28 protein-coding genes are annotated in these 25,836 nt (G+C 36.0%); 20 read left to right on the top strand and 8 right to left on the bottom strand.

The annotated features are described in order from the left end of the window. Window positions 1–67 precede the first annotated feature (67 nt). The 6 genes from AAEU33_RS10170 (at window position 68) to AAEU33_RS10145 (ending at window position 3,395) form a co-directional block, all read left to right on the top strand. The gene (locus AAEU33_RS10170) at window positions 68–601 is read left to right on the top strand and encodes a GNAT family N-acetyltransferase (protein ID WP_345992452.1); all 534 of its coding nucleotides are present in this window, start codon (window positions 68–70) and stop codon (window positions 599–601) included. Further along, window positions 598–1,125: an N-acetyltransferase gene (locus AAEU33_RS10165; protein WP_345992450.1), complete on the top strand. Its 528-nt coding sequence runs from the start codon at window positions 598–600 to the stop codon at window positions 1,123–1,125. The genes AAEU33_RS10170 and AAEU33_RS10165 overlap by 4 nt, the downstream gene beginning before the upstream one ends. Window positions 1,126–1,139: 14 nt before the next feature. Continuing rightward, complete coding sequence (gene nadE, locus AAEU33_RS10160) at window positions 1,140–1,931, top strand: NAD(+) synthase (protein WP_172279828.1); 792 nt, start codon at window positions 1,140–1,142, stop codon at window positions 1,929–1,931. A gap of 75 nt (window positions 1,932–2,006) precedes the next feature. Next, window positions 2,007–2,489: a ribonuclease domain-containing protein gene (locus tag AAEU33_RS10155; RefSeq protein WP_345992448.1), complete on the top strand. Its 483-nt coding sequence runs from the start codon at window positions 2,007–2,009 to the stop codon at window positions 2,487–2,489. Window positions 2,490–2,553: 64 nt separating this feature from the next. Continuing rightward, window positions 2,554–3,090: a matrixin family metalloprotease gene (locus AAEU33_RS10150; RefSeq protein WP_228456980.1), complete on the top strand. Its 537-nt coding sequence runs from the start codon at window positions 2,554–2,556 to the stop codon at window positions 3,088–3,090. Then, entirely contained in the window at window positions 3,087–3,395 is a 309-nt protein-coding gene (locus tag AAEU33_RS10145) for a barstar family protein (protein ID WP_172279834.1), read from the top strand. The genes AAEU33_RS10150 and AAEU33_RS10145 overlap by 4 nt, the downstream gene beginning before the upstream one ends. An 86-nt stretch (window positions 3,396–3,481) precedes the next feature. Here AAEU33_RS10145 and AAEU33_RS10140 read toward each other — a convergent pair whose 3' ends face one another. Further along, window positions 3,482–4,798, bottom strand: a complete 1,317-nt coding sequence (locus AAEU33_RS10140; protein WP_345992445.1) for a T9SS type A sorting domain-containing protein — start codon at window positions 4,796–4,798, stop codon at window positions 3,482–3,484. Window positions 4,799–4,947: 149 nt separating this feature from the next. Here AAEU33_RS10140 and AAEU33_RS10135 point away from each other — a divergent pair, with 149 nt between their 5' ends. Together AAEU33_RS10135 and AAEU33_RS10130 are read left to right on the top strand one after the other, a co-directional pair. Further along, window positions 4,948–6,600 (top strand): helix-turn-helix transcriptional regulator, encoded by a 1,653-nt coding sequence (locus AAEU33_RS10135; protein WP_345992443.1) that lies wholly within the window; start codon window positions 4,948–4,950, stop codon window positions 6,598–6,600. Continuing rightward, window positions 6,597–7,730 (top strand): hypothetical protein, encoded by a 1,134-nt coding sequence (locus tag AAEU33_RS10130; RefSeq protein ID WP_345992441.1) that lies wholly within the window; start codon window positions 6,597–6,599, stop codon window positions 7,728–7,730. The genes AAEU33_RS10135 and AAEU33_RS10130 overlap by 4 nt, the downstream gene beginning before the upstream one ends. 74 nt (window positions 7,731–7,804) lie before the next feature. Here the strand turns inward: AAEU33_RS10130 and pafA are convergent, their stop codons facing one another. After that, the gene (gene pafA / locus AAEU33_RS10125) at window positions 7,805–9,451 is read right to left on the bottom strand and encodes an alkaline phosphatase PafA (protein WP_345992439.1); all 1,647 of its coding nucleotides are present in this window, start codon (window positions 9,449–9,451) and stop codon (window positions 7,805–7,807) included. 335 nt (window positions 9,452–9,786) lie between these two features. Here pafA and AAEU33_RS10120 point away from each other — a divergent pair, with 335 nt between their 5' ends. Together AAEU33_RS10120 and AAEU33_RS10115 are read left to right on the top strand one after the other, a co-directional pair. Further along, a complete protein-coding gene (locus tag AAEU33_RS10120) occupies window positions 9,787–10,443 on the top strand; it encodes a hypothetical protein (protein WP_345992437.1) in 657 nt (218 codons plus the stop codon). A 9-nt stretch (window positions 10,444–10,452) separates the two neighbouring features. After that, window positions 10,453–10,992 carry a GNAT family N-acetyltransferase gene (locus AAEU33_RS10115; protein WP_345992435.1) on the top strand — a complete coding sequence of 180 codons (540 nt, stop codon included), beginning with the start codon at window positions 10,453–10,455 and terminating at the stop codon, window positions 10,990–10,992. Between the two features lie 2 nt (window positions 10,993–10,994). On the opposite strand, the gene AAEU33_RS10110 is transcribed toward AAEU33_RS10115, so the two are convergent. Further along, the gene (locus AAEU33_RS10110; RefSeq protein WP_172279846.1) at window positions 10,995–11,336 is read right to left on the bottom strand and encodes a helix-turn-helix domain-containing protein; all 342 of its coding nucleotides are present in this window, start codon (window positions 11,334–11,336) and stop codon (window positions 10,995–10,997) included. Between the two features lie 118 nt (window positions 11,337–11,454). On the opposite strand from AAEU33_RS10110, the gene AAEU33_RS10105 reads away from it, so the two are divergent. The 5 genes from AAEU33_RS10105 to AAEU33_RS10085 all read left to right on the top strand — a co-directional run bounded on the left by AAEU33_RS10105 (window position 11,455) and on the right by AAEU33_RS10085 (window position 14,780). Beyond that, a complete protein-coding gene (locus tag AAEU33_RS10105; protein ID WP_345992433.1) occupies window positions 11,455–11,841 on the top strand; it encodes a DoxX family protein in 387 nt (128 codons plus the stop codon). A gap of 91 nt (window positions 11,842–11,932) precedes the next feature. Further along, window positions 11,933–12,517, top strand: a complete 585-nt coding sequence (locus AAEU33_RS10100; RefSeq protein WP_345992430.1) for a TetR/AcrR family transcriptional regulator — start codon at window positions 11,933–11,935, stop codon at window positions 12,515–12,517. Window positions 12,518–12,580: 63 nt separating this feature from the next. Beyond that, window positions 12,581–13,318 (top strand): SDR family NAD(P)-dependent oxidoreductase, encoded by a 738-nt coding sequence (locus AAEU33_RS10095; RefSeq protein ID WP_273648810.1) that lies wholly within the window; start codon window positions 12,581–12,583, stop codon window positions 13,316–13,318. Window positions 13,319–13,325: 7 nt separating this feature from the next. Further along, entirely contained in the window at window positions 13,326–14,309 is a 984-nt protein-coding gene (locus AAEU33_RS10090; RefSeq protein ID WP_345992428.1) for an aldo/keto reductase, read from the top strand. Window positions 14,310–14,543: 234 nt separating this feature from the next. Next, entirely contained in the window at window positions 14,544–14,780 is a 237-nt protein-coding gene (locus tag AAEU33_RS10085; RefSeq protein ID WP_172279854.1) for a hypothetical protein, read from the top strand. Window positions 14,781–14,842: 62 nt separating this feature from the next. Here the strand turns inward: AAEU33_RS10085 and AAEU33_RS10080 are convergent, their stop codons facing one another. After that, on the bottom strand, window positions 14,843–15,856 hold the full coding sequence (locus tag AAEU33_RS10080; protein ID WP_345992426.1) for a DUF2268 domain-containing putative Zn-dependent protease: 1,014 nt from the start codon (window positions 15,854–15,856) through the stop codon (window positions 14,843–14,845). Between the two features lie 72 nt (window positions 15,857–15,928). Then, window positions 15,929–17,260 carry a DUF2268 domain-containing putative Zn-dependent protease gene (locus tag AAEU33_RS10075; protein ID WP_306613869.1) on the bottom strand — a complete coding sequence of 444 codons (1,332 nt, stop codon included), beginning with the start codon at window positions 17,258–17,260 and terminating at the stop codon, window positions 15,929–15,931. 310 nt (window positions 17,261–17,570) lie between these two features. Here AAEU33_RS10075 and AAEU33_RS10070 point away from each other — a divergent pair, with 310 nt between their 5' ends. From AAEU33_RS10070 to AAEU33_RS10055, 4 genes are all read left to right on the top strand, one after another. Beyond that, on the top strand, window positions 17,571–18,119 hold the full coding sequence (locus tag AAEU33_RS10070; RefSeq protein ID WP_345992424.1) for a hypothetical protein: 549 nt from the start codon (window positions 17,571–17,573) through the stop codon (window positions 18,117–18,119). A 119-nt stretch (window positions 18,120–18,238) separates the two neighbouring features. Beyond that, entirely contained in the window at window positions 18,239–19,147 is a 909-nt protein-coding gene (locus AAEU33_RS10065; RefSeq protein ID WP_345992422.1) for an alpha/beta hydrolase, read from the top strand. Between the two features lie 92 nt (window positions 19,148–19,239). Then, window positions 19,240–19,656, top strand: coding sequence for a VOC family protein (locus AAEU33_RS10060; RefSeq protein ID WP_172279863.1), 417 nt, complete (start codon window positions 19,240–19,242; stop codon window positions 19,654–19,656). A 124-nt stretch (window positions 19,657–19,780) separates the two neighbouring features. Then, a complete protein-coding gene (locus AAEU33_RS10055) occupies window positions 19,781–20,509 on the top strand; it encodes a hypothetical protein (RefSeq protein WP_345992420.1) in 729 nt (242 codons plus the stop codon). Between the two features lie 60 nt (window positions 20,510–20,569). On the opposite strand, the gene AAEU33_RS10050 is transcribed toward AAEU33_RS10055, so the two are convergent. From AAEU33_RS10050 to AAEU33_RS10040, 3 genes are all read right to left on the bottom strand, one after another. Next, window positions 20,570–21,496, bottom strand: coding sequence for a malate dehydrogenase (locus AAEU33_RS10050; RefSeq protein ID WP_172279865.1), 927 nt, complete (start codon window positions 21,494–21,496; stop codon window positions 20,570–20,572). A gap of 139 nt (window positions 21,497–21,635) precedes the next feature. Continuing rightward, window positions 21,636–22,187: a biliverdin-producing heme oxygenase gene (locus AAEU33_RS10045; RefSeq protein ID WP_172279866.1), complete on the bottom strand. Its 552-nt coding sequence runs from the start codon at window positions 22,185–22,187 to the stop codon at window positions 21,636–21,638. A 26-nt stretch (window positions 22,188–22,213) separates the two neighbouring features. Further along, entirely contained in the window at window positions 22,214–24,403 is a 2,190-nt protein-coding gene (locus AAEU33_RS10040; protein WP_345992418.1) for an ATP-binding protein, read from the bottom strand. A 336-nt stretch (window positions 24,404–24,739) separates the two neighbouring features. Here AAEU33_RS10040 and AAEU33_RS10035 point away from each other — a divergent pair, with 336 nt between their 5' ends. Next, on the top strand, window positions 24,740–25,786 hold the full coding sequence (locus AAEU33_RS10035; protein ID WP_345992416.1) for a linear amide C-N hydrolase: 1,047 nt from the start codon (window positions 24,740–24,742) through the stop codon (window positions 25,784–25,786). Window positions 25,787–25,836: the final 50 nt, after the last annotated feature.

The following is a 25,836-nucleotide window of genomic DNA, read 5'->3' as shown; positions in this document are numbered from 1 at the left end:
TTTCCTTTTTTCATGATTTAAAATACCCATTCCATTTCGAAATCTGTTATTGATTAAAAATAAACATATGCAACTGGAAACTGAAAGACTGATTCTAAGAAAATTCGAAGCTGATGATGCCGAGCGTCTTTTCCTTCTGGATTCCGATCCGGAAGTGGTAAAGTATGTATGTACTCCCCCGGCAAAAGATATCAGTGAATCTGAAAATGTTATTAAAATGATCCAACAGCAATACGAGGATAATGGTGTGGGAAGATTTGCAGTGATTGAAAAGAAGAGCAATCTTTTAATCGGATGGAGCGGTTTAAAATTCATCACTACAGAAATAAATGGCTACAAGAACATTTACGATCTCGGTTATCGTTTTATTCCTGAATTTTGGGGTAAGGGATATGCGATTGAATCTGCAAAAGCTTCTTTGGATTTTGGGTTTTATGATCTTGATCTCCCCGTTATATATGCCTGTGCGCATTCTGAGAATACTGGTTCCAATCATATACTGAGTAAGTTAGGATTTGAAAATAAAGGGGAATTTGAAGAACCGGACGGTATATGCTTTTGGTATGAACTGAAACGTGAAAAATACAATTCAAAAAAATGATTGTAAGACAGGAACTGGAAAAAGATTATCCACAGGTTTTTGAGTTGGTGAAACAGGCATTTAAAAATGCGGAACACAGCGACCATCAGGAACAGTTTTTAGTAGAAAAGCTAAGAAGATCGGATGCTTTCATTCCAGAATTATCCATTGTCGCCGAAATAGAAAACGAAATTGTCGGCCATATACTTTTCACCATACTGTCCGTTAAAAATAATGACAAAGCCTTCAATTCATTGGCTCTGGCTCCTGTTTCCGTGAAACCTCAGTATCAGGGACAAGGAATAGGTAGTCAACTGATCAGTTATGGACATAAAATTGCCAGGGAATTGGGTTATGAATCAGTGATTTTAATAGGCCATGAAAAGTATTATCCGAGATTTGGATATAAAAAAACAAGTAATTTTGGAATATCATTTCCTTTTGACCTTCCGGAAGAAAATGGGATGGCTATAGAATTGATACCCGATGCTTTAAAAAATGTAACCGGGATTGTAACATATCCTAAAGAATTTGGAATAGATTAAAAATATCATATATAATGCAGACACAAAAAGTAATTGATCATATTGTAAGCTGGTTAAAAAATTACGCAGAAAAATCAAAAGTAAACGGATATGTGATTGGAGTATCGGGAGGTGTTGACTCAGGAGTAGTATCAACACTAGCAGCTATGACCGGTCTGAAGACTTTATTAATAGAAATGCCGATCCGTCAGAAAGAAGATCAGGTAAATCGTGCATGGGAGCACATGAATGATCTAAAGTCAAGATTTCCTAATGTAGAAGCCATGTCTGTTAATCTGACTCCTGCTTTTGAAGAACTGTACAAGACTTTCGATGTAAAGGATGATTTGTATCCGAATGAAAAATTAGCTTTTGCCAATACAAGGTCACGTTTGCGTATGCTTACCTTATATTATTATGGACAGCTTAACGGCTTATTGGTTTGTGGAACCGGAAATAAGGTCGAGGATTTCGGAATCGGATTTTACACCAAATATGGAGACGGAGGTGTTGATGTTTCCCCTATTGCAGACCTTTATAAAACAGAAGTTTATACACTTGCAAGAGCCTTGAACCTTGTTAAAAATATCCAGGAAGCTATTCCTACAGATGGACTTTGGGATGTAGACAGGACTGACGAGCAACAAATTGGTGCCACCTATCCGGAACTTGAAAAGATCCAGAAGGAATATGGTTCTAAAACTGCAGAAGATTATGAGGGACGTGATCGCGAGGTATTCTTAATATTTGACAGAATGCATAAAGCAGCCCAGCATAAAATGAATCCTATTCCTGTTTGTGATATTCCTGAAGAATGGAGATCATAAAATAATCAGTATGCTAATATCACCGTCTTGGTAAAATTGGTAGATTGTTTATATTGGTAAAGTATATAATAGAGTATGAATAGTAAAATGAGACCCGTATTTTTTGCCTGCATCGGCCTTCTGTTTGGAATGTCTGTGATGTATATTTTCAATAAGTTTTCTGGTACAGAAAAAGATATTCAGAATCCAAAAGCTGAATACAGCACAACTGCCGGTACAGCAAATCAACAATCTATCGATCAGCTTACCGCAGAAAAAACGGTAATCAGTTATGTAAAGGAACATCATCAGTTACCTGATTATTACATTACAAAAAATGAAGCCAGAAAGCTTGGCTGGAATCCTTCGAAGGGAAATCTTTGCGATGTTCTCCCCGGACGTGCCATAGGAGGAGACCGCTTCGGAAACAGAGAAAGAAGTCTTCCGCAAGGGAATCAATACTATGAAGCTGATGTAAATTACAGTTGTGGAAGTAGAAATGCCGACCGCATTATTTTCACAAAAGATGGGGATGTATATCTTACCAAAAATCATTATAAAAGTTTTGAAAAACAGTAGCTGCTTAATCAGCATACTGATGCTTATTCTATTTTCCTGTTCAGATAAATCGCATAAGCTGACAATGGAAAATAAAGGATTGATAGTATTGGTTCAGCCGTTTAATGATTTAAAACCTGAAAGTGTAAAATTCGTAAGCAATGAGATCAGGAAAATATATCCGGATATAAAAATTCTGAATGCTATCGATTTACCGAAAGAGGCTTATTATCCGGAGAGAAAACGTTACAAGGCCGATTCTGTTATCCGATTTTTAAATAACAGAACCGACAAAGGTTATGTCACAATCGGCTTAACATCAAAAGATATAAGCACCACTAAGGGTAAAATAAAAGACTTTGGTATAATGGGACTTGGCTATAGACCCGGAAAAGCATGCGTAGCATCAAATTTCAGATTAAATAAAGCAAAGGCTGATGAACAGCTTTTTAAAATTGCCATTCATGAACTTGGTCACACACAGGGATTGGAGCATTGCCCTGAAAAAACATGTTTTATGAGGAGCGCAGAAGGTAAAAATCCCACGGATGAAGAGGTGGATTTTTGCAAAAAATGCAAAGCCTTTTTAATAAATAAAAATTGGAAATTCAATTCAATATGAAAACAGTATATATAGATTTTACAGATATAGGAGATTATGAAGATTTCTATAGCCAGTTGAAAGAAAAAATCAGTCTTCCGGAACATTTTGGGGACAATCTTGATGCCCTTTATGATGTTATTACGGGTGATCTGGAAATGCCTCTGCATCTTGAGTTTGTTAATTTAACGGTAGATCAGCTGGAATTATTTGAGGACCTGCTCACCACCCTGGAGGATGCAGAAGAAGAGCTTGAGGGTTTTACTTTCAGCTATTACCTGGAGCAATATGAAGATGATGACGAAGAAGCTCCCGAAGAAGACTAAACTTAAATCCCATCAAAAAAATAAAACTCGCAGATGTATCTGCGAGTTTTTTTGGCCTGAGTCAAATAAAAGTGTCCAATTTTTATCTACTGTTTAATGAATTTTAGACTTTGTAAAATTTCCCCCTTCACAAAAATCTGCAGTATGTAATTCCCTGTCGACAATGAGGAAACATTAATCTGATTTCCTGCAGAATCTGAGGTCATTACTTTCTGACCGACCATATTATAAATTTCAGCTTTTTCTATTTTTTCAATTCCCTTCACGTAGAGGATATCTTTTACCGGATTGGGATAGACAGATATTCCCTGACCTTTTTTGATTGTTTCGTGGGTAGATAAGAATTCAGAAAGGTCCAGATAGAATGCTACAATCTGATTGGAAGAATTCGTTCCAACACCTGCTATTTTTTTTCCATCATGGGAAATAGCCAATGGCAGGGACATGGTTACTCCCTGAGTATTGATCCCCAGGCTTGTCGCATAATCATTTAGATTGATTCTCCCCACGGCAGCAGTCCATATAAAGCCTTCTCCAGACATCGGAGGTGCTGCAAAAGGCCTGAAATAACCTATTACCGTTCCGCCATCAGCAGAAATTCCGGTTGCACCGCCTCTGAAGAAGGCTGAGGAATTAGGATGTGTAATGTAAGTAAGTCCTGAAGTACTGTTCCATACATAAGGATTGGGCATACCTGCCCCAATTATTGTGTTTCCGTCGGCAGAAACGGCTCCTGCTTCGCCAACATTATTTCCGTTACTGTCTGTAATATAGCTTTCTGTTCCATTCACCCATTTAGCACCACTTCTGGTTCCGTTGTCTTCATCCTGCCAGCCAACCACAACCGTCCCATCAGCATTTACGGCATTAGCCCTCGAACTTCTTCCCGAAACCATGCTTCCCAGGTCTACCATTCCGTTTTGTGCAGTCCATTTTACCGCATGAGCATTGGCAGCAGTTAACCATCCTAATCCTACAATGATACTTCCGTCATACGACAATCCCCAGGTAGAACTTACAGAACCGTCCCATCCTGTAGGAACAAGTCCTCCCAGGGAAGTCCATGTTGAATTAGCGATATCATAAACTGATATCTCATTAAATCCCGTACCCGTATTGGTCATTGTAGAGGCAATTTTTGTCCCGTCATTAGAAATTACAGCCCTCCCTGCACCGGGATAGCCATTAGAGGTTGCTCCGATCTGAGACAACCCGTTAACTGCGTCCCATTTAAAAATCTGGCCACCACTACTCTGCATGCTTACAACCCCGTTATCAGATACTGCACCCGGTGAGTAATTGGCTGTCGCCATCACCGTCACCTGAGCATTCACGACCGAAAACAGGTTGAATAAAAGGTAAGCGTATACCGTTTTTGTTAAAATCTTGTAAAAGTTTTCCATATTTATTTGGTTTTAATATTTTGAATTGGCGGAAACAATATTAATATTATATTTACCATTTAAAAAGAATTTGGCTTACATAATTCGTGAAATCCAAAAACATTTAAAATTTAAATAATTAAAAATCACCATATTATAAAAATTCAACTTTGAGGACAGATTGTAAGACGATTGAAAAAAGAAAAGCAAAAAACGAATTATTTTTATCTTGTAGTGTCATAAAATGTGCGATTTTACTCCTGACTTTTTTATCCTCCGTTTTTTACCATGCACAATCCGGCCCCGATTTTTCCATTTTAGCAGATAAAGCATTTCAGAAGCTTTACCAGAATCCGGATAACTGTATCAGTTATACCCAAAGCTTATTGATCAGCGACCAGAATACAGAGCATAAAATGGTTCTGCAAAATATAATCTCACAGGCTTACGCCATGAAAGGGGATTATGTACAATCCGTTACAACATCAGCACAGCAAAATGATTCCGAAAGAAAAAACCTTTCTTATTTTATGCAGCTGTTCAGCGATTATAATCTCGCGGATCAATACCAGAATTTAGATCTGTATAACCAGTCCGGAGAGATTATTTCCCGTCTTTTATCAGATGCTAAACTATTAAAAAATGACAGCCCGAAGTCTAAAATTACCGTTGCCAAACTGTATCAACTGCAAGCCATCAATTCTGCCATTATAAGAAATTTTGATACCGCTTTTGCGAATCTTAACAAAAGTGATCAGTATATTGATCTTCATAATGAGGAAAACCGCATGATCAGCATAGAAAATAAAATCTTCCGTGCCTCCTATCTGCTTCGGCAAAACAAGTATATTGATGCTAAAAAAATATTGGATCTTGTTATTTCTGATGTTGAGAGAAGCCCCGACCAACCTTTTCTCTCCGCTTTAGCCAATGAAAATTTATCCCGTTATTATTTTCTTAACGGAAATTATAAAACAGCCCTTGCCCATCTTGAAAAAGGACTTTCTGAAATTGAAGATCTTCCTTATAATAATTTGAAACTGAAGATATATGAATCACTGGCAAAAACCAATTTCGCTTTACATAATGATATAAAATACCATCAATACAATAAGCTGTATACCGAATTAAGATCTAAACTTGATTTCAATCAAAAAGAAGGTATACGGTATATCGTTAAATTGGTAGAAACTTACCAGAATAACAACCTTGAATTCCAGAAACAGAATGAGTCCAGGAAACTATGGATTTTAACCTTTATCATTCTTGCAGTTATCACAGCATTGGTTATCTATTTCTTTCTGGAAAAAAACAAAAATAAGGACCTGAAAAAACAGCTGTACTTTTTTGAAAAACAAAAACTTCGGGCACTTTCCGCTCCTCTTAAAGCAGATCATGTGGAGACCGGAAAAGAAAACAGAATTGACCTTAACTTTGAAAAAGACACCCATAAAATTTCGAAAGAGAAAGAAAAAGAAATTCTCCAAAAATTGAATGAGTGGGAGCAATCTCACCGGTACCTTAACCGCAATATGTCTCTTTCATCTTTATCCGCACAGATGGGAGTTAACACCAAATATTTATCTGAAGTAATCAATACCAACAAAGGTAAAAATTTCAATGGGTACATCAACGAGCTCAGGATCAACCATATCGCTCATTTATTAAAGACAGATCCTAGCTTTCTTCACTATAAGGTAAGCTATCTGGCAGAGTTTTCAGGATTTTCGTCGCACAGTGCTTTTACAACAGTATTTAAATCAGTAACGGGAATGTCTCCCAATGTATATATTCAGGAAATCACAAAAAATAAAGCATTATGAGAATAGGATCCCATACCATTTTTATGATCATATTATTAGTTAACTCTTTTTTCGTGTGTGCTCAGAGCATCTCTCGTGATTCACTGCTCAAAAAGGCCCGCCTCGATATTTATGATAACCCCGATCACGCTATAGCCATTGGAAAAAATTTATTGAAAAAGGAAAAGGATATTAACAAGTCCATATCTGTTTATCTGTTATTGTCTACCGCAAATATTGCAAAAAGAAACTTTGATGAATCATTTCAATATATTCTGAAAGCAAAAGACCTGGCTCAAAAGACCAACGATCTGAAACTACAAACCAGTGTTTTGGTTTCTGTAGCTATACAATACCAGCAAATGGAACTATTCAGTAAGAGTCTGGAAACCCTTAATGAAGCTGACCGTTATTTAGAGCGCCTTCCAAAAGAATCTCCTGAAAAACTTATTGAAACAGCAAGAAGCTATGCTATCCGGGGCATGATTTATAAAAGCCAGTCCAACTCGGAAATTGCTCTGGAAAAATTCCTGATCTCTATCGGGAATTTTGAAAAAGTAAAAATGAAGAAAACCACCTTTGCCAATATGAGTGTGGTTTATTACAACATAGGATATTGTTATCTTAATCTGAATGAACAGGAAAAAGCCAGGCAGGCATTTATCAGATCTATACAATACGCAGAAAAACTCAATGCCAAAAGTCTCAAAGCATTTGCCCTTAAAGGCTTGGCAGAAATGTACAAGCAAAACCGGGAAAATGAAAAAGCCCTGGGACTTCTTATCCAGGCAGAAAGCCTTTCTCAAAATACAGGAGACCTAATCCTCAATGAGGGAATCTACAAAGAAATGTCAGAAAACTATCTGGCCATGGGAAAGCCTGACCTTTACCAGGTTTACAACAAAAAGTATTTTGAAATGCGATTTAAAAGGGAACAAAGTGAATTAAGCTCCATTAATCATTCCATCAATAACCACAACAGGGAAACACAGAAGAAAGCGAAAGAACTTAGAAATAAATACAACTATCTTAGTATTGGGATTATTTTATCCGGTTCAGCAATTATTGCTATTCTCATTTACTTCATCGTAAGTATTAGAAAACGAAATAATAAATACCATAAAGAAATTCAATTACTGATCAGATCATAATCTGAAAATTTCAGCATGACCAACAAAAAAGCATCCCGAAAGGAATGCTTAATAATGTATACTATGTGGTAAGTTTATTTTCCAATCACTTCCGTAATAGGATTTCCAACCGTACCACTTGGAAACTGAATTTTAAGTAAAGAAGACACTGTAGGAGCAATATCCGTCATAAAATAAGGTTTATTACTTTCTCCGTGCTGAACTCCCCATCCCATAAATAATAACGGAATGTGAGAATCATATGAATTCCATACACTGTGCGTTGTCCCTGTTTTTGCATAAGACGGAAGCATGGAATCATGAGAGATCAGCTGAATATCTCCACTTCTCTGCCTGTTGATTCCGTTGATAATTCTCTGCTTAATCGGCTCCGGGATCGAAGATTCCTGTACTTTGGTTACAGAAACAGCATATAAAATGGTAGGATCATTTTCCAATTCTTTAACTGTAAAATTTACTACATCATCTAATTCGATCTTATTATCTTTTAATAATTTTCTATCAAAATAAATCTGATAGTTGTCTACAGCATTAATCAGTTTGTCTACTCCGAATTTCTCTTTTAATTTCTGGTTGATATCTTTCTGGCTGTTTTCTCCAAAGAAACCTGTAGCTATTTTATGCTCTTGCAGGAAACCTACAGAATGTGCCCCTCCATGGTCTGCAGATAGAAAAACAGTATATTCACCCTTTCCTACCTTAGAATCAAGATAATTAAAGAATTCCGCAAGATCCTGGTCTAATCTTAAATAAACATCTTCTACCTCAATCGAGTTAGGTCCGAACTTATGTCCCGCATAATCCGTTGAAGCAAGATTGATCGCTAAGAAATCTGTAACATTATCATTTCCTAACTTCTCTCCTTCCACTGAAGCTTCAGCTAATTTCAGCGTCAATGTATTACCAAAAGGAGTGTAGCGGATATTGTCTTTTTTATCTTTATAATCTTTTGCGAGATTACTATAAGGGAATGTTGGCGTTTTTGCACTTCCTAAAAGACCTTCCCAAGCAGAGTTATCCGGTGCACTTTCTGTATATTGATTAATAGGCAATAAAGTATTCCATCCGTTAGCAACCAGCTTTTCAGGTAAATTTTGTGAATTGAAAGATTTCACCCACTGTGGTAGATCATTCATATACCAAGTACTGGTAATAAAATTCCCTGTGGAATCATCAAACCAGAACGCTCCGTTTGGAGTATGTCCCGCCGGAAGAATGGAAGCTCTGTCTTTTAAAGATACCCCGATTACCTTTGCCTGGAAATTGGTTGCCAATTTTAGCTCATCCGTCACAGTTGTCGACCAAAGATTCTTCGGTGAGTGGCTTCCTATTTTAGTATTTGTGGTTCCAACAGGCTGTACACTTTCATCGGTAGTACAATAGACATTCTTTCCTGTCTCCTTATCGGTCCAGTCGTTTCCTGCAATTCCATGAATAGCCGGAACAGAGCCTGTATAAATACAAGTATGTCCTAAAGCTGTTATCGTGGGTACATAAGGAATATGAACATTATTTAAAGCATAACCTGTATTCAGCAATCTTTTAAAACCATCATTTCCATACTTATTGTAAAAGCGGTACAGATAATCCCAACGCATCTGATCTACAACTAAGCCTACAACTAATTTGGGTCTTTCTAATTGAGAATTTTTGTTCTTCTGAGCATCAATTGTAACTACGGACAACATGGTAAGTGCCGCAATTGAAATTTTCCTAAGCATCTGGTAAATTTTTATTGCTAGCAAATTTAAGGGTTTTGAAAGTTTTGTAGTATGAAATTTTGATTAAATTTGGATTTTATATCTTAACTAAAACTGATATACTTAATGAGTCTAAAGATATTCTCCATACCAGTCTTTTTCTATTGAACGGCTGCATATGCGATATGAAAATAAGATTTAGTATAAAAAAAGTGAAAACGGATTATTAGATTTTTTGAGCCTGAGTTAAGAACAAAGTAAAAAATAAAAATTTCGGAAATGGAATTATCAAAAAATTACAATAATTTTCAAGTGCCGAAATAGACGAATATTAATCCTGACCTAATATCACAAAAATGCATTCACAAGCAATTAATCAAGAAGAAGATAATGACCCTTCATTTGATCCTTCTCTCTGGAACTCTCATTATATCTATGGTTTTATCAATGGTAATCCAATGCAGAAAATTTCAGATAAAGAAGCAGTTTCGGAAATTATAAGAAATACCGTTGGTAATCAAGGTTTCATTGCAATAGATTCTATTTTTCACCCTTATTATCTTGTTAATCAAAATGGAGCAACGGCATGGGACCTTGCCTGGTTTTCGATTTTTCTTAAGCAAAAAAAAGTGATCACAGAAGTTGCCAACAATGAAACTGCAATCGTAGTAGAATCTGATAACCTGGGATTAAAACAATTCAGGGTTTGGCCAAATGATAGCCTGGATCCTAATAAATATCAACAATATCAGAAGTTCGTCCCTTTTATTTTACCTTATCTTACTTATTCAAAGAATGAAGAGACCCCTCCACATTGGACAAAAATGATCGAAGCAGAGATACAGTTACAAGGGCATGCCGAAACCTATATTGAGAATTTCAATTCAGTATTTTCACAATTTGTTTCAGGGCATATCATGACTTTGGGATTTGGTCAATTTGACAGGGAAAATCCCGATGATCTCCTTGAAAGATTTACTGATTTTTATGAAAATAATATTGCTAACCGATAGACCTTTCAAATGACAGAATTTAAGAAGTTAGAAAAACTGATATCTGACCCAACAGTCAATTGGGGACTTAATGGATATGAGACAGATACGATATTTGTTGTTTCCGCCATTGCGATGGGTAATACTTTTGAATTTTCATTAAGAGAGAAAAAACAGCATTATAAAAAAACCTGGGAAACAGGTCCTGATGAGATTAATGATCTCAATGAGGTTATAAAGCAGGGACACTCTTTCGGGGCCTTTATCAATGGTGAACTTGTAGGCTGGCTTATTGCTGAATTCCGGGAGTGGAATAATAGTTTTTACATTGAAAATATTTTAATCAGTGAAAAGTTTAGAGGACAGGATATTGGAAAACAACTGATTAAAAAGGCAAACAGAGAAGCCCGGGATTTAAATTGCAGAATCGTAGAACTGGAAACCCAAAACACCAACTACCCTGCCATAAAATTTTATCTGCGTGCAGGATTTAGTTTTACTGGGATCAATACAAAACTCTATAATGACTCTACGGAAACAGCAATATACATGAGCTTTGATGTCTTATAGCTCTACCATTCACTTAGAATTCTTGATCGGTGAGAAAGTCCCCAGAAGTGCAGCTCGTCCAAAACTTTTTCAAGGGACATGCCGTGCTCTGTAATGGAATATTCTACTTTAGGCGGAACAGTATCAAAAGCTTCCCTTTTTATCAGTTTATTTACCTCCAGAAGTTTCAACTCTTTGGACAGAATTTTATCTGTAATACCGGTTACTTCTTTAGAAAGTTCGCCAAATCTTTTGGGTTTTTCAGATAAAGAAAATAAAATTAATAATTTCCACTTTCCTTCTACTGCTTCAAGAGCATCCTTAATAGAAAGCATTGTCTTGGGGCATCCTCCTTTTGCCAGCATAACTTATTGATTTCATTATTACTTTCCGGCCGGAAAGTACTATCCAAAGGGAAAGTAACCATGGCCGCATAACAAATGTAAGTAATTTTGAATCATTAAAATCAATAGATCATTAGAAATGAAAACCTCAAAAATTTTAAACATTACCATTTGGGCTGCAAAAATCTTTTTATCCGTTTCACTACTTTGGGCAGCCTATATGAAATTATTCCAGCCTGCTGAAACATTAGCTCAAATGTGGCCATGGACTGAACAAAACCGTAGTTTGGTTTTGGTAACAGGAATTATTGATGCGGTGGCTGCGATCGGGATTCTTCTTCCTGATCTGATAACACTCAAATCAAGGCTTACCTTATACACAGCATATGGAATAATTATACTGATGATTTTCGCAAGTGTATTTCATATTTCACGGGGAGAAGCAGGACAAAGTGGTATAAATATATCTTTTCTGCTAGTGGCTCTGTTTATTGTTTGGACGAAAAAGAGATGCTCTCATTTTTAACTCAATCGACAAAATCAATTAAAGATATTACAAATTCCATTTTGTACCGAACGGTACAATTACATACCTTTGCTCTGTTAAATCATTCATCATGGCAGGAAGACCTAAAATATTCGACGAGCATCAGGCAATTGAAAAGGCCACTGAAGTTTTCAGAGCAAAGGGATACGATGCATCTTCTGCAGACGAATTGCTTAATGCGATGGGGATAGGAAAAGGAAGTTTTTATCATGCCTTTAAAGGAGGAAAACAGGAGCTTTATGTACGTTCCATTGAACAGTTTTCCGAAGGTTTTCTTAGTAGATTTGAGCAGCAGCTTTCAAATTCTGATAATGAAATTGAATTGATTAAAACATTTTTTTTCCAGCTTTCCAAAAAACCTGATTGCGATAGAGAGACAGGTTGTTATCTGGGAAATGCTTTAGTACAGCTATCCGAAAAAGATATTGAAGCCAAACACATCTCAGGCGGGCTTCTGAAAAAGCTTCAGCAGACCTTTAAAAAATCGATCAAAAAAGCCCAGGACAACGGACAAATAAAAAATGCAGAAGATCCCGAAATTCTTGCGTGGCATCTCACCAATTTATGGAATGGACTTCATGTTACAAGACGTATGGAGAATTCATCTAAAACACTTCGATCAATCATTGAAATGAATTTGAAAGTGCTTGATTAAATTTTTTTGAACAATTTTGTACTAAATAGTACAATATAAAATAAATATTTTAAACCAACAGTTATGAACATTACAAACAACACCATCCTTATCACAGGAGGAGGATCAGGAATCGGCTTAGAAATCGCAAAATTGTTAAATCCGTCCAATAAAATTATTATTGTAGGTAGAAACAAAGAAAAACTTGACAATGCTGCTCAGGGATTGGAAAATGTATTCACTATTCAGGCAGACATCACTGATGAAAATGACATCAATCGTCTGATAGAAGAGATCAAAATCAATTTTGGGACATTGAACATCCTGATTAATAATGCCGGCCATGCATATGCTTATACTTTATCGGACTCTTCTGACACCTATACTAAAGCGATTGCAGAATTTACAACCAATTACTTTGCTCCTATCCGACTTACTGAAAAATTACTCCCTTTACTGAAACAGCAAAACAACGCGGCAATAGTTAACGTATCCTCAATTGTTGCATTTATTCCGGGATCTCATGTGCCCACCTATTCGGATTCCAAGGCAGCTTTACATTCCTATACAAGATTATTGAGATATGAACTGGCAAAAGATACGGGCATTAAGGTTTTTGAGCTTATGCCTCCTTTGGTTGACACAGACTTCTCTGTAGAGATCGGTGGCCGTGAAAACGGCATTCCGGCATCTGTTGTTGCTGAAGATCTTGTAAAAGCCCTTGAGCAAGATACCTTTGAAGTTCGCGTCGGAAATACCGAAATGGTTTACAGCAATTTCTTTGCAGGCTCAGAAGGCGCTTTCGAGGTATTCAATAAATAATCAGATAATGAAATATAAAATTTTTGGAAGTAAAACCGGACTTCGGGTTTCCGAATTAGCTTTGGGAACCGGAACATTCGGCACACGCCGTGGTTATGGTTCTTTACCTGAGGAAGCACAAAAAGTATTTGGCACTTACATTGAAGCAGGAGGAAATTTCATAGATACTGCGGATAGCTATCAATCCGGCGAATCGGAAGAACTACTTGGTACAATGATTGCGGGCAAACGTCAGAATCTGGTTTTATCTACAAAATATACCATGGGTGGAAAGGATTTACTCACTTCCGGAAACAGTCGCAAGAATCTCATTCACTCTGTAGAGGCAAGCCTCAAGCGGCTCAGAACAGATTATATTGATCTTTACTGGGCACATCTTTCAGATGGGCAAACTCCCATCGAAGAAATCGTTCGCGGTTTCGATGATCTGGTGAGAGACGGAAAAATAGTATATGCAGGTTTCTCTAACTTCCCTGCATGGCGAATTGCCAATGCCTCTCTCATGGCCGATTTACGGGGATGGTCACCTATCGCAGGAATACAGATTGAATATAATTTAATTGAACGCACACCAGACCGAGATCTTCTGCCTATGGCCGAAGCATTAGGGCTTGGAGTTGCTTTCTGGTCTCCGCTTGCAGGAGGCGTGCTGACAGGAAAATACCGTCATCCCGAGTCTTTAGAAAATTCCCGTAAAAAAGAATGGAATGGTTATCTGGTAAAGGATGAAGCAGGACCTCGTGAAACGGCTATTTTAGATGCTCTTGAAAAAATTGCCTCTGAAAAAGGAGTAAAGGCTAGCCAGATTGCCCTGGCATGGCTTCGTCAAAAGCATCAATACAGCTTATTATCAACAATCACTATTTTGGGAGCCAAAAATACAAATCAGCTTAGTGATAATTTAGAATCTCTGTCTGTAACACTTGGTGATGATGAAATTCAGCTACTGAATAAAATAAGTGCGTTAACTTGGGTTCGCCCCATGAGGTAATCGCCAACAGTCAGTCCGTATTATTTGGAACCAGCTCCGGTCATGTGATACAAAATCATCCTGTTGCATAAAGACTTTTTATTGCATCGTAAATATATTAATCATGCTGTTTCCAATTTAGGAGCAGCATTTTTTTATAAACAAATCAGTTTTTCAACACAAATTAATAACTCACAAACAAGTGCCTTAATAATTTTAGTATATTAGTAATCAATAAATTAAAATACTATTACTATGAAAAATTCAAAGAAATTATCAAGAAGAGATCTGGTATTGATCAGCGGCGGTGATACAGCTTATGCATTTTGCCTCGATGGCGTTTGTCCTCCGGCGGGTCCTGGTTATGATACTTACTGTAGTGGTGATGTATGTTATAAAACTCCCAAAACAGGTGGTGGCCCAATAGGTGGATGTCATGAACCCAAACGTTTCTGCCAGGAATGGGAAACAGGATGTGGATGCGTCTATTAATGATATGAAAAAAGAGTGGGTACCCACTCTTTTTTGTTGAAATGATTTCAATAAAAAAATGTTTACAACGTAGCTATATATTTTTCGTATCCGCTTTTGCCAAGCACCTCTTTAGGGGTCAGTTTGTATATATCCTTCCACGATTCAGGTCCATGCTTTTCTACATATTTTTCTACAATCCTGAAGCCAAGCCAGTAATTTAAAGTTTTGGGAGCTTGGGGGAAAAGCTTTTTCCGATCATTTCTTAACAATGGATTATCTCCGGAGGTATCCTCAAAATAAGGCTTTACATTGGTGAAGATTTCCTTTTCATGATTTAGATACCATGTCCAGTTTTCCTGGGACATATTTTCTACTGCATTATGCTTCTCCATTTTTCCTTCGAAAAATACCCAGGTAAAATAACAGGCAAAACCCTCATCAATAGTCTGGCTTAATGCTGAATTTTTATCCTTATCCTTATTTCTGAACTTTTCATATACCAAATGATTGAGTTCATGAGGCAACCCTTTCTCGAGTATAAATTCAGGATCAATATTTTTATTATTGAGTTCAAGAGCAAATTGCCCGGCATTACAACCTCCAAAACCAATTCCTGTTAGTGGGCTGAAAAGTATACTAATAGTTGCTTTAGGCTGGTATGGAACCATTCTGCCAAATTTCTTCAAATTAGTTGTCAGCACACGGTTGATATTCACCTTTAGCAATTCTTTTGTTTTACGGTCAAACTCAGCTTTATGTTTGGGATAAAGTGTTTTATTCCATTCAACCATTCCTTCCGGAGTATTGTATAACGAAGCATTTTTTTCACCAAAGATCATAGCATAGCAACTATCCCAAAGCTTTTTATGAGGATGATACACCTTTTGAACAATCATTTTTTCATCAAAAGAATTATTGTGATGCGCCAGTATCTGATATTTGAAAAGGTTTTTAATGACAATATCGTTCACTTTAATACTGTCTGCCACTTTCTCAACATCTTTTTCGAAAGAATTCTCCGGGCTAAGCTTTTGGTTGGTAGAACAAAAATACACTGTAATAACACTGAATATCAATAATGTAGTTCTTTTCATCTCGTGGTTTTAGGTTTATCTTGGTATCTATTTCTTTACTTTAGCGCGGTAATTTTGATGCTTTTATTTCACTTATCTGAACTTTAGGTCATATTTACTCTGATCAAGAAACAGAAGTGGATTTTCCATTTCGATCATTTCTTTTAAAGCGGATTTTTTATCTGTGGCATTTTCATAATAGGCTTCGGCCAGATTGTAGCCCATTCTGTAACCAAGATCTCCCGGCCGGTCCTTGCTGACAGAAGCATTAAAAAGCCAGTTACTAAAATCTTTTGTGCATAACTCATTTTTGAGCTCATTCCAAAGTCTTTTCTCATTTTCTTTACCATACATAAATGCTCTGCTGTTATAGTTCTTTTTTTCCAACAATACTTTCTCCGAAATATATGATGCCACGCCTTCTTTTATGATATGTTCCAGAAGAATGCATTCACATGCATTTTTATCAGTTTTTCTCTGTTGGGTATGGATGTATTCATGAACCGCTGTTTCTTTAATAAAATCAACCACATCCGATTCATTATTCCGGGATAAAATATCCGCTTTTAGGTTTTCATTCGTTATTTCAGATATATCACAATCCTTATTTCCAGCAAGCATTTCTACGCCTATCAATATATAATTACCCGAAATTGTTCCTCCTGTTGACATAGGGCCAATAACAAAACAGATTTTAGCAGGTTTTGCTTCCGGATACCATTTTTTGAATTCAGTGATCACTGATCCTATATTTTCCATCTGCATGGCTATCATGGTATTGTTTCTGACACTAGTATAGAATTTACTGTATTTTTTTATCCGTTCAACAAAAAACTCTGCAGAAAAGTACCTTACTTTCTCAAATTCCCTAAGCCCATCTGTTGCGCGGTCCAGATATATTTTTTGGATAACATCTATGCTATCCTGTTTACTTTTTGCCAGCTTCAACTGATCATATGCTTCCCAAAAATGCATGACATCTACAGTCATGATATCTTTAGCATTTTCTTTCTTCAGACCAAGAGCTACCTTCTCCCGGTTTTTCAATTCATTTTTGGTCAGTTTTTTTGAAGTAATTCCAATCACCCCATTTGGTTTTTTCTCTTTTTCAACAGAACGAATAACCAGCTTGTAATAATCATCTTTTTCGGGTGAAAACTCCATTTTATCATAACCATTGTTACCGTCTGCAAGATCTACAGAAGCAACTTTTTTCCCTGATGAATCCATAAGTATAACTTCAACATCTATATTATTTTGATAAACTGTAAAGAGATAAATATCTCCTTTTTTCAAATTCAAATGATAATGAGCATCAGAAGATCCATCAAATGACAGATTTGGATATGATTTCCCGAGTTCTATTTTTTGTCCGTGCGAAAATGCATATACGATGAATAAGAGAAAAAATAATTTTTGCTTCATATTGAATTAAGGTGTCTATCATTATAGACAGTTCAAAAATAAATTTTATTACTAGTGAAAGAAGTATTTACAATATTTTTTAATAATATTTTAATTATAAGTTCAGAAATATAGAATATAATTTTTCACTACTTTCAATTTTACATAAAGAAAATTCGCTGCTTTTATTTTTATAAACACACCCTCTTTTTCGGCTACACAAAAGTATATTCAGTCTTTTAGCTGAAATCTATTTATTATTCAGATTTGTTTATTTTAAAAGGGAGGTTTTATTAAATTTGCGTTCTTAAAAACTACGAGCTGATTTAAAATGAGTGTCAATAAAAATGTCTTAGAAAAAATGTCAAGCCAGGAGCTTGAAAAATATATAAAACCGGATACTAAGGTTGTGCCTCAAGCTATTCTGTATGCTTTTGATATATTGGAATCCAGAGGGAGAGAATTCAGTTCTGAAGAAATTGAACGAAAGAATTCTTTGATCACAACTGAAAAAGAAAAAGCAGAGGTCATTCCCCACTCTAACCATATGAAAGCAGCTAACTTAATTTATCTTTCAGCTGCGTTAGGTGTCGGTAATATGATCTGGACCTATGAATCTCTTAGTTCAGGTTCTGCAATATTTACAGCTGTAGTAACAATTGCAATCATTTTTGGAATTGGATATTTAGCAGGAAAAGGTACAGAATGGATAAAATATGTCCTTTTGGTTCTTTTAATTTTAGGAACTCTTGCAATCCCAATTGTGATAATGAATTTTTTAGCAGATCCTGTTCTTGGAATTATAAATGTTGCTCAAACTATTCTGCAAATATGGGCTGTGGTTTTGTTATTTAAGGTACCGAAAACCGTAGAAATATAATCCTACAAGATCTGGCTGGATTATTTTAAAAGTACAGAGACCTATCTTCTATCTCTTAAGATAAAAGAGGTGTAATAAATACCTGGTATAAAATGTTATATTCGTATAAAATTGAATACATGAAATTTATTTTCTTTACTCTGCTATTATTCATTAATACTATATCAGCTCAATCCAAATCTGAGGATTTTTTTCAGACAAGTGATCATGTACAGATCCATTACAAAGTTTCAGGAAAAGGAGAAGCCTGTATTTATATTCCAGGTGGTCCCGGGCAAGGATATCCTTCCTTTGAATTGATGGGCGGAAATCAGCTTGAGAAAAATCTTACTATGGTCTATATGGATCAGAGAGGATCTGGAACATCCGGGAAGTCGGATGATTATCATTTGAATAAAATGGTACAGGATATTGAAGAATTAAGACAGCATCTAAAATTAAACAAGGTTTTCTTAATGGCTCATTCTTTTGGAGGAATTATTGCCGTAAGCTATGCTAAAAAATATCCTCAAAACGTAAAAGGCATTATTTTAGCCAATGTGACTTTACATTTCTTAAATAATGAATCTGTCAAAGAACAGATTGAATATGCCAATGAGCTTCTTCATTTGAAAAACCAAAAGATTGCAAAAGACAGTCTTTCTTCTGAACTTTCCAAATTAAGCAAGGCTTTAAGATCCAAAAGAATGGGATTCAGATTCCTTACGGATGATATTGAAACGATCAAAGAAATGGATAAGGTTGATTCATTACATCCAAGAATCATTGACTTTGGGATGGCAGTGATTACAAAGCCTAAAGAATTTCCCGAATACTATGCAGATTATGCCCCGATTACAAAAGACATCAAAGTTCCAACATTGATCATTACTGGGAAAAAGGATAAGGCTGTAGGTACAAAACACTATCAATCCTTTAAGTTCCCTGATAAAGAAATTGTTTCCATTGATGGCGGACACCTGCTGTATTATGAAAAAAATCCTGAATTCATTAAGGCGGTCTGGAATTTTGTAGAAAGGAAAAAATAATAAATCTGCAAATTGTCAATAAAAATAATTCAAACATAGCTGCTATTGGTATTGTATTAGCTGCCTTAATCATACACCATAAATATTAAGCTATGAAAGCATTAAAAAAAATTGACGAAAACACCAATGTTATTACATGGTTTGAAATTCCGGTCATCAATACGGAAAGGGCGAAAACATTTTATGAAACAATTTTAGATATTAAAATGATCACACGCTCTATTCCGGAAACTCAGGAAGAACTTACCTTCTTCCCTTATAACCCTGATGTTGTGCAGGCTACCTCGGGTAGAATTACAGGAGTTTTATCAAAATCAGAAAACAATCAGCCTTCGGACAAAGGAACATTAGTCTACATCAATGCTTATCCGGAAATCCAGGTGGTCTTGGACAAAGTAGAATCGGCTGGTGGCAGGATCGTAAGTCCGGCGATGAAAATGAATGCAGGCTATATTGCTGTAATTAGAGATACGGAAGGCAACCGAATTGGCCTTCACGCTGAAAAATAAGAGATTACCTAAAAACGCACAAATTGTGCGTTTTTTATTTCTCCCTGTCCCATAATACTCATAGCAATGTAACATTTGTTCATTTTCAGTGACTTACTGATTATAACCAACAAATAACTATACTATGAAAACAAAGTTTCTTTCCTGCACAGTTCTCATGATGATATTAGGCAATTCCCTATTTTGTGCACAAGATAAAGTTCAGACTCCTGAAAAGAATGAAGTGATCAATAACTTAATCAAAAATGAAAAAGAAGCAATGATCTGGTATGCCTTAAAGGATGGGGCTAAAATTGAAATTGCTAAGATAGACACAGAAATTACCCGTAGCAATACCACAGTGGATGTAAAAACTACCGTAAAAATGACTGGTAAGCCAGATTGGGTTGATGAAACCATTGCAGAGCTTCCTCAATTAAAACCAATAAAACATACTTCTTTCAACACACAAAGGGACATGGCTTTACATTTTGGGAAAACAGTAACCGGATATTATACAGACAAAGCAAGCAATACCAAAACCGAAATTAACGAAAAAGGAGAGGGAGGATTTTTCGATAGTAACATCTATCCTCAGATCATCCGGTGGTTACCGCTTAAAGATCATTATAAGACTGATATTGCCATTTTTGACTACAATCCGAAATCAAGCAAGAGGTTAATGAAGGCCCATATTACAGATACACAAAAAGGAACTTTTCTCAATAAAGAGGTCTGGATGGTGAGTGTGACAGATGATATTTCTGACAATGCTGTAAAAATGACTTTTTATATTGACACAAAATCCAACCAGGTTTTGAAACAGGAAATTGATGCGGGTGGAAGAAAGATGTTGATCGAAAGAATTGATTAAAAAGACTACATAAAAAACGCGCCTTTTGGGCGCGTTTTTTATATATAAAGTTTAATGTAATTAAAACTTCAGATCTCCGTTCACTTCTCTTACCGCTTTAGCAGCCTCAGCAAACTTCAATTGCTCTTCTACAGTAAGTGTTACGTTTACGATCTTTTCAACACCATTTTTACCGATAATAGCAGGAACACCTAAGCAGATATCAGTTTGGTTGTATTCCCCTTCAAGCATCAAAGAACAAGGGATCATTTTTTTCTGGTCACATGCAATTGCCTGAACCATTACAGAAACAGCCGCACCTGGAGCATACCAAGCTGAAGTTCCTAATAATTTAGTTAATGTAGCTCCACCAACTTTCGTTTCTTCAATTACATATTTTTGTTGATCAGCATCAAGGAATTCAGTTACAGGAACTCCGTTTCTTGTCGCTTTGCTCAATAATGGAAGCATTCCTGTATCACTGTGAGCAGCGATTACCATTCCGTCTACATCAGAAATAGGGCTTTCCAATGCTTCAGCCAATCTGTATTTAAATCTGGCAGAATCCAATGCACCCCCCATTCCGATGATCTTATGTTTTGGAAGACCGGAAGTTTTGTGTACTAAATATGCCATTGTATCCATAGGGTTAGAAACTACAATGATGATTACATCAGGAGAATGCTTTACCAGGTTAGCAGTAACGTCTTTTACGATTCCTGCATTAATTCCGATCAATTCTTCTCTTGTCATTCCAGGTTTTCTTGGAATCCCTGAAGTGATTACTGCTACATGAGATCCTGCAGTTTTGCTGTAGTCTCCTGTTGTTCCCGTAATTTTGGTATCAAAACCGTTAAGCGACGCTGTCTGCATCAAATCCATTGCTTTACCTTCAGCAAAACCTTCTTTAATGTCTACTAAAACTACCTCTGAACAGAAGTTTTTCATAGCGATGTATTCTGCACAGCTTGCTCCTACAGCGCCTGCACCTACTACAGTTACTTTCATAATGTATACTTTTTAAAATTATTTATTTTTAGTTCAGTCTAAAAATTTGACTCCCAAATTTAACAATTCCTGAAAAATTGAGCAATCTTTCAGGAAGTTAATTATCTGCAAAGGATATATTTGGATTTCAGACCGGAAATTAATTTACGTTCAGTAAAAAAGTGTATAATTTTTTGGCTCCCGATAATACCTCGTTGTAGTTCTCTTCAGAAACTTCAGTATCCAGAACCTCTTTAAAGTTTTTCCACATGGGTCCCGTGTTCTCCTGATAGCAACCGAAGAAATTGAAAGTTACCTCATCAAAACCCTCCGTTTTAGAAAGTTGTTTCGCAATAACATTTCCTCCCAAAGTAGAACCTTCAATTACATACATCATTCCCAATGCCTCATGCTCATTATTTACCTCAAGTCTCTGGGATGTCTTTTGGTTTTCCAAAGCAAGACTTTCCAGATCTTTTTCGATAAGGGGAAGTTTTACTCTCTGTTCCAATTGAAGTTTATCACCAAACTTGTCATGAAGGCTGTTGAAAATTTTATCTTCAGAATGCAAAAGCATCAGGTAATTCGTATGAATGATTTTTTTATAATCTTCTAAAGTAAAGGTCTTATTAAAAATCTTTTCAGAGTTAAAAAGTTTCTCAGCAGCATCGTGATATTCAGCTGTATTTTGTTTAAGATATTCAGATACCATAATATGGATTTAAAAGTTCCTCAAATTTAGGGCTTTTTAAACGTTAAAATGAAAGAAGTACCCTCTTTATCACTTTTATAATCCACATTCCCTCCTATTCTCTTCATAATTCTATGAACAATAGACAGCCCGATGCCATTCCCCTTAAACTTCTTGGCATTATCCATTCTGTTGAAAATCTTAAACATTTTATGCTTTTCCTCTTCAGGAATTCCGATTCCATTGTCTGAAATTTTATAAACAACCGTTTCTCCCACTTCCTGCCCTTCGATTTTTACTGTCGGTTGCTCCTGATGAGAGGAATATTTTACGGCATTATTAATGATATTTAAAAATACCTGGTGCAACATGGTTTTATCTGCCAGGACCTCGGGAGCTTCCTTGATGATAATCTCTGTTTTCGGGCTATCGAAAGTAATTCTTGCATTCTCAGAAATTTTTTCGATTGTCTGATGAGGCTGCAGGCTTTCCAGTTCAATTTCACTGTGCTTTGCACGGCTCAGTTGAAGGACATCATGCATCATCTCTGCCATATTATCAATTTCTTCGATAATAGACTTTAGCTTGTTTTTTTCCTTTTCGGACTTGTCAAAATTAGAAAGAAGCATCTGGGCATTAAGCTTCATTACGGTAAGCGGTGTTCCCAGGTCATGAGAGATGGTATAAGAAAAACTGTCCAGCTCCTCATTTACCTTTTTAAGCTGGTCATTCAGCTGTTTTATGGTGTTATATTGCTTGTGGGATGTTTCTAAAATTACATCACGAACCACTTGTACTCCGCTTATGTTTCTGGAACTCCATCGTTTGGAATTACCTTTAATGTTTTCCTTAAATACTTCAAAAGATTTTCTTGGAGAAACGATCTGTTTTTCTTCCCCGTTTTGAACGAAAACATCAACCTTCTTTTCAGGATTTCCGGCCCAATCTATATGTTCGTCAAATTCCCGTCGGAACCAGATCAACATTTCATTCTTAACACGGTCTATGAAGTATATGATAATCCCTGCAGTATCTTTGTCGAGTTCCAGATCATTACCGTACTCTTTCAGGAAACTGCGGTTAATGTAAATACTTTCATCCGTGTTTTCGTAAGCCCAGTTTACTATTTTCTGAATAACTGCGTGGGCTGGAGTAATTCCTGTTTTTACAATATTGTCATCCGAAATAATTGCCAGACCATCTGCTTCTGCAATATTCATAATTTCTTTCCTGTTCTGAACCAGAGAGTCGAATAAAGAATTTTGTTTCAGAAACTCTGTTTTCAGAAATGCAGATTTTTCATTCAGATCCAGACGATACTTCAGTTCTCTTTTGGTTTTAAAAGACGAATAGGCATTAGATGCCAATGCTGTAAAAATCCCTGCCTGAACGCGGTCTTCCAGATCTATATGTTTAGGTTCGGTATTCTGACAGGTTACCAATCCCCATAGCTTATCATCGATAATGATGGAAACACTAAAACTTGAAGAAGCTCCGGAGTTTTTGATATACTGTCCATGAATAGGCGACATTCCACGTGACGCAGCGAATGTAAGATCTATATTTTGTTGTATTTTGCTTAAAATAGGAACAGTTTCAGAATATACATTACTGAAAATCCTCTTTCTTTTTTTAAGATACAGTTCCCTGGCCTGTCTTGGGATATCCGTTTCAGGATAATGCAATCCGAGATAACTATGTGTACCATTACTTCTTTTTTCAGCAATCACCTTTCCTGAACCATCGGTCATAAACTTATACACCATCATTCTGTCATAATTCACAATTTTAGAAAGTGTGTTTAAAAGCTGATCCCAGATTTCCTGAGCATTGTCTATAATATAAAAGTTATCGTACTTATTGGATATCCGCTTATTCGGATTTTCAATAACCTTCTCAAACTCTAAAAAGATGCGGCCGCTATTTCGGAAAACAGAAAAATGATATTCCGTTCCGTGGATGAATATTTTATCGAAATACGTCTCATTTTCTCGTCTTGTAAACGTATTTAGTGAATTATAAATCTCTGATTCTATAATACTTTGGAAGCTTTCCGGAAAATCACTGATATTTTTATCGAAAAGGATGTTTACATCTTCGATAGCAAATATATCCCTTATATTTTCACTGAAAAAAGTAATGAAGTGAGATTCTGCATCAATGCCAATCAGGTATCCAAAACTTTGTACATACCCCGGAATATGGATGGGTTCTTCGTGACATTCTACAAAATTCATAGTATTCTAAAATCAATCAAATATAACGATTTTTTTGATGAAATATTACTTTGTGGTATCTAAACCTTTTATAAATTCAACCATTTAAATAACAGCACATTAGAATACAATCTATTGTTATTAATATAATAAATTTTGTTAAGAAAATCACAATTTTTTTCATAAAATTAAAGGAAAATGATTATTAACATCAAACTAATATTAAATTAAAATAATTCTAATAATTAAGTAAAATTCACTAGTTTTATATCACCAAAACATGAAAACATAAATAAATAATCAAATATTTTTAAAAGAAATATATTATTTATTTACCTAACACTCAAATACATCAGTATGAAAAAATTATTAATTATCCCTCTTATTTCCTTTTTTCTACCTGGATTCATTAATTATTCCGAAGCTTGTACAAGAGTCGTTTATAAAGGTCCCGATAACACAGTTATCACCGCCCGGTCTATGGACTGGCGTGATGAAATTGCAGTAAATTTATGGGTACTCCCGCGAGGAATACAACGTGACGGGGAAGTTGGTGCAAAATCAGTTAAATGGACTTCTAAATATGGCAGCCTTATCAGCACAGCATGGGATATTGCAACCGCTGACGGAATGAACGAAAAAGGACTTGTTGCCAATGTACTATGGCTGGGGGAAAGCCAATATCCGAAATTTAATCCCAAGGGACACGAGAAAGGCATTTCGATTTCGATGTGGGCCCAATATTTCCTCGATAATTTTGAAAATGTAAAAGAGGCTGTCGATTATATGAAAAAAGAACCGTTCGTTGTTGTAAGTGATTATATCCCGGGAACTGAACGATTTACCACCCTTCATTTATCTTTATCAGATGCTTCCGGGGATAATGCTGTTTTAGAATACATCGACGGAAAACTGGTTATCCATCACGATCCGTCTTACACTGTAATGACAAACTCCCCTGTTTTTGATCAGCAACTCGCTTTAAATAATTACTGGAAAGGAATCCCGGGTACTATTATGCTTCCCGGAACCAATCGTGCAGCAGACCGTTTTGTAAGAGCTTCTTATTATATCGATGCGATTCCGAAAACTTCTGATACCCGCTCTGCGGTAGCAAGTGTTTTCAGTGTGATCAGAAATTGTTCGGTACCATACGGTATAAGTTCAGAAACAGAACCTAATATCTCTTCAACAAGATGGCGTTCTGTCTCCGACCATAAAAATCTGGTTTACTACTTCGAAACCGTATTCACTCCCAATACCTTTTGGGTAGATCTTAAAGAATTTGATTTCAGCCCCAAAGGAAAAATATTAAAATTAAACCTTGATAATTTTAAAACCTACAACGGAAAAACCAATAAAGACTTTGTAGAAAGCAAGCCTTTTAAATTCCTGGGACTTTAGATCCTTTTCAATCTTTAAACTCAATATAAAGCACTATGACCTTTTTTTCA

This window comes from Chryseobacterium sp. Chry.R1 (genome assembly GCF_039645525.1).
Taxonomy (GTDB): Bacteria; Bacteroidota; Bacteroidia; order Flavobacteriales; family Weeksellaceae; genus Chryseobacterium; species Chryseobacterium proteolyticum.
This window is presented reverse-complemented; position numbering and strand designations above follow the sequence as displayed.